The sequence below is a fragment of the Sphingobium sp. MP9-4 genome, from assembly GCF_005281675.1.
GTDB lineage: Bacteria > Pseudomonadota > Alphaproteobacteria > Sphingomonadales > Sphingomonadaceae > Sphingobium > Sphingobium yanoikuyae.
In genome coordinates this window covers 1-11100 of record NZ_LUFI01000088.1, presented here as the reverse complement: position 1 = coordinate 11100, position 11100 = coordinate 1, and the positions used below count along the sequence as shown (strand labels likewise).

Here is an 11100-nt window from a genome sequence, read left to right as displayed (position 1 = left end):
TTCTCGTGCAGCCGTCTTCCTGACACCTTCAATCCCGCAGATTTCCGCCATTTCCTCTCATCTGGTAGCACAACTTTAACCGCTACTTTAACAGCACGGGCCTTTCGTGCCGGATCGTAGCGCTACTGATGATGGCGGAAGCACGATGTCTGCTATGATGATTGCGGGGAGCCTTGAATTTCCGTGCTCTGCGCCTGTGACGATCGATCACCGTGCCATGGTTGTCACAACATCAACGTCCCCAACCATGGGTGTCGAGACATCAATATCAGATGCATTGGTGTATCAGATATTTTTCACCGCACTGGCGTCCCCGTCGATCATGATCACGGCCATCCCGAGGCGGCAATGCCATCCGAAGTGTCACCGTCTCGCTGATCGCGATACGGCAAAAATAGTGCCCCTTCCTTATAATATATAGAGGCGGGGGCACTAATCGGACCGAAAGCGTAGCGTCCCCGGCGGGCGGCCCGCCCGGTGGTCATGTGGCACTTCGGCCATACCAGTCAGGTTCGTCGACCATCGATATGTGATGGCGCGGGCTGCACACTTTATCCGACATGGTAATGCATAGCAGGGCGACGACATCACTCGTTGAAAAACCGGGGCGTGGTGATCCGAGGACGACCCGCCAGCCCATATTGCGCGATTTCGTCCTCACTGGCTTTGTGGATCGACGGAGGACCGGGCCAGTTCATCAGGCAATGTGGATAGGGGGTAGCGGTCGCGATATCGATCCAGTCCCGCGCCGGGAAGTCAGCGTTGCGGTAATGAACACGCGCGCGGATATGCATCACTTCACCGATCCAGCGACCGTCCAGATCACTGTCCCGGATCACATAATCGCCTACTCGCAAGTGATAAAGGTCCATGGATGGGCTCCCAGCGTGGCCCACTGGACCATGAACCTTGTTTCCCAAAAAATCGAAGTAAATGAAGTGCTTGAACCGATCAGAAGGAAGTGAGAATCTGCTTCAGATGGGTAACCTCAAGCGGATCAAACCATGAGACGCACAGGCTGCCTCAACAGGGTTAGCGACAGGCTTTCGAGACGATCGGCGGCAATGATCTAGACCCATATGATACAACCGGAGACGTTATGGGTAAGGTTCTGGGTTACGCGCGGATCAGCACCGATATCGGGCAGGATATCACCTCACAGAAAATGAAGTTGGAAGAACTGGGCGCGGTGGTCGTGTTTGCCGATGTTGGCAGCGGAGCCAGCCTGACTGGTCGCGATCAACTGGAAGCGGCATTGCGGCTGCTGGATCGAGAGGACGAACTTCTTTGCCTCCATCCTGACAGAATCGCACGCGACACCTCTGACCTGCTGGCGGTCGCTCGCCGGGTAATCGAAAAGGGAGCGATCTTGCGTATCCACGATCCGGCCATTCGCTTCGACGGGACCGATATGATGGCTGAAGTAATGTTGACCCTGTTCGGCCTTATGGGTTCGGTCGAGCGTTACTTCATTCGCGCCCGCCAACGTCGTGGGATCGAAAACGCCAAAGCCCGTGGTGACGTCTATAAGGGGCGTCCGGCATCGATCGATCCCGTGAAGGTCAAGGAACTTCATGCGACCGGTATGGGCGCAACCCAAATCGCCAAAACCATGAAAATCGGCCGCGCATCGGTATACCGGGCACTGGCTGCCTGACATATCATATCGCTGATTTCATCGCAGGAACCGACCATGGCCGATACCGATCCCATCATCATCGAATCACCGCTATCCCGCACCGTCAGCCGAGATGGTATTACCGTCCGGGTTCTCGTCTATCGGCTCGAACATGATCCGAAGTGGGCGCTCGAAGTGGTCAACGACGCTGGGACATCAACAGTCTGGGATGATCTGTTCGACACAGATGAAGCTGCCTTCGAAGCCTTCACCCAGACGGTCGCCACTGAGGGCATGGAAACCTTCATCGACGATGACAATGAAGTTCCAGAAGGCGTCACCCGCCACTGAAATCGGCGTCCTTCGGGACCCCACTTCATATCGACGGCCACCACCAGCATCGAGCCGGGATCATCTCCCCGATCGTAGCCCCGACATCGTCAGGCCACATCGTCATCCACCGACCACCACCGCCCATGCTCTGGGCGACCGTCACCGCACATCATGGAGATCAGCATCATGACCAAACGCTCGAAGAAGCCGGAGGCAACGTCGGCCACCCATGCTTCTGCCCATGATGAGGGAGAGAGCGTCACCGGGATCATCGCGGATATCGTGGGCGAAGCCGGTGACGATGAAGTGGGAATGATGGGCGAGGACGCTGATTCACGAAAACTGAGCCGTCAGTCCCCCGCTACCCGCTCCAGTCCGTCATCCCCGACATATCAGCGGCACCACAGCTTGATCCGCAGGATCGGGCCGGGTGCCGCTGCGGCCTTCAATCCTCCTTCGTCCAGCCCATTGCCTTCAGCATCACGTCGAACAGGCGGGTGTTGGCGAAGAAGCCGTGGACCTGATCGGCGCCCGGCCCGGCGGCGGCGGCGATCACTTCCTCGCCGGTGTGACTGTCCTCGACGCCGATGATCGCATTGCTCGCGACCGTTGCCCCCGGCTTGGCGGCGGCGGTCGCATATTGCTGGGCCATCGGCGCGTTCCGCTTGCCGCTGGTCATGCGCAGGCCGAAACTATGGTCGGCGGTGAACAGGATCAGCGTGTCCTTGCCCGCGATCGCGCTCACCCGGCGGATCATCTCGTCCATCTCGATCACATGCTTCAGGCCATTTTCCGGCTTGTCGGTGTGCATGTCCCATTCGACCATCAGGAAATAGCCCTTGGGATTGCGGGCAAGCTGGCCGATCGTCGCCTCGACCGCCGGTATCGGTGCATAATCCGCATCGCGCAGCACCGCCGCCCGGCCGTTATCCTTCACCAGTGCCGGATCGTCCCCGAACCGATAGCCCGCCTTGGCAAAGGCCGCTTGGGGCGTGGTGCCATCCTTGGCGAAGGATGCGACCGCATCGGCCTGGCCCTTGCCGATCAGGATGTCGACGCCATTGCCGAAGCGGGGCGTCAGCATCTGGCGGAAAATCTGGTCCTTGTCCTTGCGCGTGGCGACATGGGCGAAGCAGGCGGCCGGCGTCGCGTCCCAGATCGGCATGTTGGTGACGACGCCGGTGGAAAGGCCGCGCTGCTCGGCATATTCCAGGAAGCTCTTGACCGGGGTTATCGCCCCATCGGCCGCCGGCAGCGCGGAGATCATGCCGCTGTTGGTCTTGTGCCCGGTCATGATCGCGCTCATGCCCGCCGCCGAATCCGTTACCCAATTGTCGAGAGCCGAGGTGTCGGACAGGCCGACATGGGGCATGGACTGGATGAACAGCGACTGCGGCCGGTCATGCGCCATGATGCCCGCAGCGTTCAACGTCGGCACGCCGCCGGCGTCGCCCAGGAACAGGATGATGTTGCGCGCCCGCTGCGGCGCGGCGCCGTCATCATTGCGGGCCTGCGCCGGAGCGGCGGCGAGCATTGCGCCCGCCGCCAGCATGATCCCGATCGATCGCATCGTCATTGCCGTCCTTCCGTTCAGAAACGGGCGCGCACGCCGGCCATCAGCGTGGTGCCATAATCGGTGTAGCCCGCGAAGCGATCGTCCCGGACATATTGCCACTGGACGCCGCCGGCCACGTTGATGCCCTGCACCACGAATGTGACATTGGGCGTGACCTTGTAGGAAATGTCGAAGTCCAGGCTGCCGAACGCCGCGTCGTTATTGGCGGCCAGCCCCCCGCCGCCGACGTCGCGCAGCACCTTGCCGCGCCAGCTATAGCTGGCCCGCGCGCCGACCGGCCCCTTTTCATAGAAGGCGGTCAGGTTGAAGCTGTCGCCCGCTACGTCGGTCAGGTCGTCGCGGAAGGTGGTGCCGTCGGACAGGGCATAGGTGCCCTTGCTCTTGGTATGGGTGTAATTGGCCTGGAATCCCAGGCCATCGAACGGCGCCGGCAGCATCTTGAACAGTTGCTGATAAGCGATCTCGATCCCCGCGACATAGGCATTGCCGCCATTTTGCGGCGCGGTCAGGCGATAGATCTGGCCATCCAGGTCGAAATTGCGGGTCTGCTGGAAGACGAAGGTCGTGATGTCCTTGTAGAAGGCGCCCCCGATCAGCGCGCTGCCCGGCGCGAAATACCATTCGACCGTGCCGTCATATTGCCAGGCCTCGAATGGTCGCAGTTCGGGATTGCCGCCCACCGCCGTCAGCACGGTCGGGTTGGAATTGATCGTCAGCCGCGGCGCCAGGTCGGCCAGCGACGGCCGGGTGATGACCTTGGACGCGGCCAGATGCATTTGCAGGTTCGACGTGAACTCCGCGACCAGGTTGAGCGAGGGGAGAAAATTCCCGTAATTGCGCTCATAGCTGACCGGCAGCGCCGCGCTGCCATTGTCGGCATAGCCCGACGATGTCTGGCGGGTATGGGCATAGCGCAGGCCCGCGTCGCCCCGGATGGTCATGCCGCCCAGCGGCAGGCTGAACTCCGCCATGCCATAGCCGCCGATGATCCGTTCATCGATGGCATAGCTGTTGCGCCGGTCGCCACGGGTCAGTGGCGCGTCCAGCAGCGCCTCCTTACCGGTCGCCGCGTCCCAGAAGCGGTCGGGATCGGGCATGACCCAGTTCGTCGGCAGGTTGCCGCCCACGCCGCTCAGGAAATCATCGACCGGGAAGGCCTCGAAATAGCTGTCGTCGAAGCGCTGGCCGGCGATGCCGCTGGTGAAATTAATGTCGCGGCGATTATAGGTGCGGTCGCGCTTTTCATATTTGGCGCCGAAGCGCAGCGCCTGCACCACACCACTCAGCTCGCGCGTCACGTCGAAGGTCGCGGCCCGCTGGCGATCGAGCGAGTCATTGACGCGATATTCGATCCGGCGGCCGGGCAAGGTGGTCGATTGCGTCAGGTCGGCGGTCAGGAACTCCAGGTTCGGCAACCGTTCGCCCACCTTGCCATAATCGAACGCGACCTGGCCGACGCTGCCGAGCAGGCGGGTGCGATAGATGGGCGTAGGCGTATTGGAATAGGCCCGGCCCAGGCTCGCATCGGCGGCCAGCGTCCAGCCATTGGCGGACCATTTGGCGTTCGCGCCGATCAGCCAATTCTCATATTCCAGCCGCGACGTCTCGCGCCCGATCTGGGTCGATGTGTTGACGGTCGCGGCAGTCAGCACGCCATTTTCGATCACCGCCGTGCCCGGCACGATCGCGCCCGGCGTGGTCGCGGAAAAATCGGTCGAATAGGTCAGCTCGTCATAATCGATGTTGAGCCGGCTCCACAGGCCATCGACGTTCAGTTCGAACCGGTCGTCGGGCTTCCACTGGATCGCGCCATTGAGGCCGATGCGGTCGCGATTCTCGCGCTCCAGCGTCGGGCGCGTGCTGGTCGGCACCAATATGGTGTCGCTGTCCAGCGTGCCGTCGCCGTCTGCATCGATCCGTCCGTCGGCCCAGCCGACGCCGGTAACGCGGTCCTGCCGCGTGGTGCGCTCGTCATAGACCGCCGCGATCAGCGCGCCGAACGTACCTTCCTCATTGACCCAGCTGGCCATGCCCGACAGGCGCGGATCGACGGTATCGGCCAGGCGCGGCGAGCTGGCGGTGGCGGACAGCGCCAGCACCGGCTTCTTGAGGTCGATCGGGCGGAAGGTCTGCAGGTTGACGATGCCGCCGATGCCGCCTTCGGCCAGGTCCGCGCGCGGGCTCTTGATGACTTCGACCGCCGACATGAGTTCGGACGGCAGCGTGTCGAAACGGAACTGGCGCCCGCTCTGGCCGCTGTCGCGCACATTCTCGTTCACCGCGGCCGAGCGGCCATTGAGCGTCACGACCTGGAAATTGGCGCCCAGGCCGCGGATGCGGACGAACACGCCTTCGCCGCGATCGCGCACGATCGATACGCCGGGCACGCGCTGCAGCGCTTCGGCGATGTTCTGGGCGGGGAATTTGCCGATATCCTCGGCCTTCACCACGTCGACGACATTGGTCGCCTTGCGCTTTTCGGCCAGCGCGCCGGACAGGCTGGCGGCATAGCCGGTGACGATGATGTCGGGCGCGACTTCGACGCCGCCGCTGGCCACCGTCTCCTGCGGACCGGCCACCGCCGCCACGATCAGCAGCGCGCCATTGCCCTGCCGCCGCACCGCCAGCGGCTTGCCCTGGATCAGCCGCTCGACCGCCGCCATCGCGTCCATCCGGCCGCTCAGCGACGGGCCGGTCATTCCGGCCACCAGTTGCGGCGCGAACAAGATGTCGGTGCCGGTCTGGCGGGCCAGCGCCTCCAGCGCGGTCCCCAGCGGCTGCGCGGCGATCTGGACGGTCGCCTGGCGCGGCTGCGCCTGGGCCGGAACCGCGCAGAAGGCGGCAAGAGCGGCGCCCAGCACCAGAGAGCGGCGCAAAGTGCGCGAAGAAGAAACGGTCACGATCATCCCCCGTGGACAGCGGCAGAAGGCGCCGCGCCTCCCCGACGCGCCAGCGGGATTTTACCCCACCCCGGCGTCGGCGATTTTTTTCAGCCGCCCAGCAGCACCCGGTCGTCCACCTGGCGGACGGGCACGGACAGCAATTGCGACAGCGCCTGGCCCAGCGCGACATTGTCGCCCATCCGGTACATGCCGCTCACCCGCAGCGCAGCGGTGGCGGGATCGGCGATCACCAGCCGGGTCAGGCTGTAGCGATTGGCCTCCGCCGCCACCGCATCCAGCCGGTCGTCATGAAAGGCCGCCCGCCCGCTCAGCCAGGCCTGGGTGGTTTCGACATCGGGCCGATCGAGCTGCACGACATCGGCGGCATCGGTGCGGATGCGCTGCCCGGCCGACAGGCTGCGTTGCCCGCCGGCGACCGCGACATCGGCCTGTCCCGCCAGCGCCGTCATCGCCAGCCGGTCATCGCTGTCGCGCCGCACATCGAACCGGCCGCTGCCGGCGACGAAACGCCCCCGGCCGGCATCGATCGCAAAGGGCACGGCGGACGGCTTCACCGTCAGCGCGACGCGCCCCCGTTCCAGCCACAACCGCCGCCGGCTGGCGCTCGCCAGCACCCGCACATCGGTATCGGCATCCAGGAACAGCGCCGATCCTTCCGGAAGGGTCAGCCGCCGCTGTTCGCCGATGCCGGTGCGATAGCGGGTGCCCGCCATCGCCGTCTGCATGATCGCCATGCCACCGCCGCCCACCACCAAAGTGCCGGCGCAGGCCGCCATCATCCGCCGGCGCGAAAGGGGGCGTACGGATGCCGGCGCAGGACGCGCCGCCGCATCGGTGCCGGGCACCAGCGCCCAGATATCGGTCGCCCGCTCGAAATCGGCCGCATGTGCGGGGTCAGCCGCGATCCAGGCGCGAAAGGCCTGCTCGTCGTCCACCGTCCGTTCGTCCGCATTCAGCCTTGCAATCCACTCGGCGGCGGTCCGGGCCATGGGGCGCTCACCGGGCATGTCGGGGCTCACCAATCCTTCGTCCATTCGCCAAGGAAGCTCATCGCCCTGGCCATATGCTTCTCGACTGCGCTCTGGCTGATGTCCAGCCGTTCGGCAATCTCGCGATATTTGAGATTGTCGATCCGCTGCAGCAGGAACACCTCGCGGGTGCGTGGCGGCAGCCTGTCGATCCCTTCCGACACGCGCCGCAGCCGCGCCTGCGCCATCAGCGCCTCGTCCTGCAACGGCGCGCCGTCGCGCAGCAGCGCCAGCGCATCCTCGCCACCCGCTGGCCCGCGCACCTTTTCCCGCCGATAGCTGTCCTTCGCCCGGTTGACCGCCGCGCGGACCAGAAAGGCTTCCTCATTGTCGGGCCGTTCGGGCCGGGCCGCCATGCGGACATAGGCATCGTGCAACAGATCCTCGCTGTCGGAACGCCGCGTCATCCGCTCGACCTGCGCCAGCAGCCCGGCCCAGCCGGTCCATAGCCGCCGCGGCGCCCGCAGCGCCTGTTCAGAAGGATGCTCGCTCATGCGACCGGCCGCTTAGCGGGCGCTGCGGTCAGTTTGATGACCAAGGCATTTCAATTGGATGACGCTGCGATCTTGTGACTTGCCGACGTGAACACGGGGGATTGTCCGAAGCGCTGCAAGCGGCAATATGCGGATGTGCAGGACGAAGTGCCAATGGGTGCTGGGGTTCGATCTGATTACAGGGGCAAGACCGGTCGATGGATATGGTGGACAATGCGGCGGCAATTGGCCGGATCATCGCAACCTGCCGCGCGCTCTGCCTGGATTTGCGCTGGCATGATGCCTACGCGCTTGCGGCGTCGGTCGAGCCGGCAGAACTCAACACTGCTCTGTTGCGCATGAAGCTGACAGCCGCCTGCGCGCTGAACGACAAAGCGCTGGTCGCGGCCGTGGGAACGGAAATCGGGGCCTTGCCGGATGGCCATGCCCTTTTCTTTCCGCTGGTCGGGCAGTTGCAGCGAAGCGGACATGGCGATATTGCGGCCGACATGCTGCTGGCGCGCGCCAATGCTGCGGCCGATCAGCGATACGCCCTGTTTCTGCGCCGTTCGATCAGCCTCAATCGCGGTGATGAGGGGCGCAAAGCCGCGCTGGAGGCGGCGCTCGATGCTGCGACCAATGGCGGCTGGGACATGAAGGGCGAACCTTCGTCCCATCATTTTCCCGCGCCGCTGCCGGCCCTGATGGGACCGCCGGTGCAGATCGTTCCCGCGCCGGGCGTGGATCGCCGGCATATCGACCGGCTGACCGGGGACACCGCGAAATTCCTCGCCAGGATGCGGAAGCCCGCGCCCGGCTATGTCGTCGAAGAAGCTTTCCGCCATTTCCGATGCCGACTTGCCGTCGCGCGACCGGGTATAATCGTCCCGCTTCCACTCTTCCCAGCGCACCTGGCCAAACTCGCGGGTCCAGTAGGTCCGCTCCATCTGCCGCGCGTCAAGCCGGATGGATCGACCTGCGAATAGGGGGGCAATTTGGTGTTCAGTCGCTTGCCCGAACTGTAAGTGAAATCGCCCCTGGTCCACAGCGTCAGGACTTTCGAAGGATAATCGTCGGGGCATCGCCCCGATATTGCCACAGGATATTGTCGCGGATCGTCCGTCGGGCGCCGCAATCCAATGCGTTCTGGGGCACCACCTTGGTCAGGTGATAGGGCATCCGGTCCGCCGACGTCAGGTCGCGCCGGTTCTTGCAGCGCGCATCGGTGGGGATCATACCGACGATGATGTTCCCGTTATCGTTCAGGCACACATCCTGGACCAGGAAGTCGACGATCTCGGGCGGCGCGGCCGCCGCCTTTGTCGGCTGCGCGGCGATGAGAGGGGCCAGCATCGCCGTCATGGCGATGGCCGCGGGTCCGAATGATTTTGCCATGATGATGCTCCAGGCAGGTCGACGGGGCAGGGCGCGCATGAACGATAGGGGCGCGAATGAGCATGACGGCCCGCGCCGCTTTCGGTTCCCTGCGCCGGGACGGGCTGACGGATTTTTCGCTGGCAATGCCGGGCCTTGCCTTCGTCTTACGGCGTCGCTGCGCCCGTGCTGCCGCGCGCGACCAGCGAGAAGGTGAAGCGCGGCGGTTCGCCCGGACCATTGATCAGCGCGTCGATCGCGGCGCGGCCCATATGGTCCAGCGGCTGGCGCACGGTGGTCAGCGGCGGCCAGCTGGTGCGGCTCGCGGGCGTATCGTCGAACCCGGCCACCGACAGATCCTCGGGCACGCGCAGGCCCAGGTCATGCGCCAGCGTCAGCACGCCCAGCGCCATCGGGTCGTTGGTCGCAAAGATCGCGGTCGGCCGGTCGTCCCGCTGCAACAGCGCTTCCGCGCAGGCGATGCCGGACGCGAAATCGAAACTGCCCTGCATGAACAGGCTGTCGTCGATCGGCAGGCCGGCCGCCGCCATCCCCTCGCGGAAGCCCTCGACGCGCTGCAGCGCCGCCTTGTGGGTCGGGGGCGGGGTGATCACCGCGATCCGCTTATGGCCCAAGGACGCCAGATGATCGGCCACCATCCGTCCGGCGGCATGTTCGGGCGTCGGCATGTTGATGCCACCCTTCGATGCGTCCGCCGTGCCGGCGATCCGCGCGCAGGGCAGGTTCATTTCCGCCAGCCGGTCGAGCAGCAGCGCGTCGTCGGACAGCGGCGGCACCAGGAACACGCCGTCCGGGCGCAGCGCCGCGACCAGCCGGTCCAGCACTTCGATCCGCTCCTCGCCACCGTCGGAAATCGGCTCCACCACCAGATGATAGCCAAGGTCCCGGCAGCGCGCGGCTGCGCCCGACTGGATCCCGCCCGTATAGGCGGGGGCGGGGTTGCTGTAGAGATAGGCGATCATGAAGGAGCGGCCACCGGCCAGCCGCCGCGCCGACTGGTTGGGGCGATAGCCCAGTTGCTCGATCGCCGCGTTCACCCGCTCGCGCAGTTCGTCGCTGACGTTCGGCGCCTTGTTGACAACGCGGGACACCGTCTTGATCGAGACTTTGGCGAGGGCGGCGACGTCATGGATGCTGGGCATGATTTTCCTATAGGGCCGGGCCGAAGGCGACTGGTGCTGCCCCGGATCTCTGTGGCACTATTCCCCATAGGACCAAGGATGGAAGATGAGCAACGTCATTAATTTTCGTCTGGCGCGCAAGGCCAGGGATCGGGCCGACAAGGCGCAGGCGGCAGACAGCAACCGCGCCAAGTTCGGCCGGACAAAGGCGCAGAAACTTGCCGACCAGCAAGAAGAACGTCGAAAGGCGGCTCTACTGGATGGCGCGCGTCTTGAGCGCAAGGAAGAGTCCGGCGACGATGTCTGATGCTGTGAAGTCATGATATAAATCTGTTGTTCATGTTCGAAATGAACATCCGTTCATGTTGATGATTGATTTTTCAATTAATCGATATTGACGAACAGATCGTCCCGCATTTGACGATATGTTTGAGGCCAATGGAGATGGTCGGCGGTTGATCTATCGCTATGACCAAGAATATTCGATCCATCCGTCCCGCCTCGGCCGCGATCGCCGCTGTCCTGGCATTGTCCGCAACGCCCCTGTTCGCGCAGGAGGTGATGACGCCCTCGCCGGCCGCGCCCATGGCGGTGCCGACCGCGCCGGTCGACATCGCCCCCGCGGCGCCGGCGGCTGAGCCCGCACCCGCAGC

At 64.3% G+C, this 11100-nt stretch carries 12 protein-coding genes and 1 pseudogene; 5 read left to right on the top strand and 8 right to left on the bottom strand.

Going from position 1 to position 11100, the window contains the following annotated elements; genetic code table 11:
• Positions 1 to 587: 587 nt before the first annotated feature.
• Positions 588 to 872 (bottom strand): hypothetical protein, encoded by a 285-nt coding sequence (locus tag A0U87_RS23965; protein ID WP_137406078.1) that lies wholly within the window; start codon positions 870 to 872, stop codon positions 588 to 590.
• A gap of 227 nt (positions 873 to 1099) precedes the next feature.
• On the opposite strand from A0U87_RS23965, the gene A0U87_RS23960 reads away from it, so the two are divergent.
• Together A0U87_RS23960 and A0U87_RS23955 are read left to right on the top strand one after the other, a co-directional pair.
• Positions 1100 to 1657, top strand: coding sequence for a recombinase family protein (locus A0U87_RS23960; RefSeq protein ID WP_137406077.1), 558 nt, complete (start codon positions 1100 to 1102; stop codon positions 1655 to 1657).
• 36 nt (positions 1658 to 1693) lie between these two features.
• Complete coding sequence (locus tag A0U87_RS23955; RefSeq protein WP_137406076.1) at positions 1694 to 1969, top strand: hypothetical protein; 276 nt, start codon at positions 1694 to 1696, stop codon at positions 1967 to 1969.
• An 89-nt stretch (positions 1970 to 2058) separates the two neighbouring features.
• On the opposite strand, the gene A0U87_RS26370 is transcribed toward A0U87_RS23955, so the two are convergent.
• The 5 genes from A0U87_RS26370 to A0U87_RS23935 form a co-directional block, all read right to left on the bottom strand.
• Positions 2059 to 2223 carry a hypothetical protein gene (locus tag A0U87_RS26370; RefSeq protein WP_170978467.1) on the bottom strand — a complete coding sequence of 55 codons (165 nt, stop codon included), beginning with the start codon at positions 2221 to 2223 and terminating at the stop codon, positions 2059 to 2061.
• A 173-nt stretch (positions 2224 to 2396) separates the two neighbouring features.
• On the bottom strand, positions 2397 to 3527 hold the full coding sequence (locus tag A0U87_RS23950) for an alkaline phosphatase (protein ID WP_048939515.1): 1131 nt from the start codon (positions 3525 to 3527) through the stop codon (positions 2397 to 2399).
• A gap of 14 nt (positions 3528 to 3541) precedes the next feature.
• The gene (locus A0U87_RS23945; RefSeq protein ID WP_137406075.1) at positions 3542 to 6433 is read right to left on the bottom strand and encodes a TonB-dependent receptor; all 2892 of its coding nucleotides are present in this window, start codon (positions 6431 to 6433) and stop codon (positions 3542 to 3544) included.
• An 83-nt stretch (positions 6434 to 6516) separates the two neighbouring features.
• Complete coding sequence (locus tag A0U87_RS23940) at positions 6517 to 7419, bottom strand: FecR domain-containing protein (protein ID WP_234415633.1); 903 nt, start codon at positions 7417 to 7419, stop codon at positions 6517 to 6519.
• A 26-nt stretch (positions 7420 to 7445) separates the two neighbouring features.
• A complete protein-coding gene (locus A0U87_RS23935; protein ID WP_048939513.1) occupies positions 7446 to 7952 on the bottom strand; it encodes a sigma-70 family RNA polymerase sigma factor in 507 nt (168 codons plus the stop codon).
• Between the two features lie 197 nt (positions 7953 to 8149).
• Between A0U87_RS23935 and A0U87_RS23930 the strand changes: the two genes are divergently transcribed.
• Positions 8150 to 8917 carry a hypothetical protein gene (locus A0U87_RS23930; protein ID WP_234415632.1) on the top strand — a complete coding sequence of 256 codons (768 nt, stop codon included), beginning with the start codon at positions 8150 to 8152 and terminating at the stop codon, positions 8915 to 8917.
• 64 nt (positions 8918 to 8981) lie between these two features.
• Here the strand turns inward: A0U87_RS23930 and A0U87_RS26915 are convergent, their stop codons facing one another.
• Complete coding sequence (locus A0U87_RS26915) at positions 8982 to 9293, bottom strand: hypothetical protein (RefSeq protein ID WP_240626794.1); 312 nt, start codon at positions 9291 to 9293, stop codon at positions 8982 to 8984.
• Between the two features lie 179 nt (positions 9294 to 9472).
• Complete coding sequence (locus A0U87_RS23920) at positions 9473 to 10468, bottom strand: LacI family DNA-binding transcriptional regulator (protein ID WP_048939512.1); 996 nt, start codon at positions 10466 to 10468, stop codon at positions 9473 to 9475.
• A gap of 85 nt (positions 10469 to 10553) precedes the next feature.
• Here A0U87_RS23920 and A0U87_RS23915 point away from each other — a divergent pair, with 85 nt between their 5' ends.
• Both A0U87_RS23915 and A0U87_RS23910 read left to right on the top strand, forming a co-directional pair.
• Positions 10554 to 10754, top strand: coding sequence for a DUF4169 family protein (locus A0U87_RS23915; protein ID WP_037507656.1), 201 nt, complete (start codon positions 10554 to 10556; stop codon positions 10752 to 10754).
• Between the two features lie 161 nt (positions 10755 to 10915).
• A pseudogene (locus A0U87_RS23910) lies at positions 10916 to 11100 on the top strand (hypothetical protein); the annotation flags it as partial.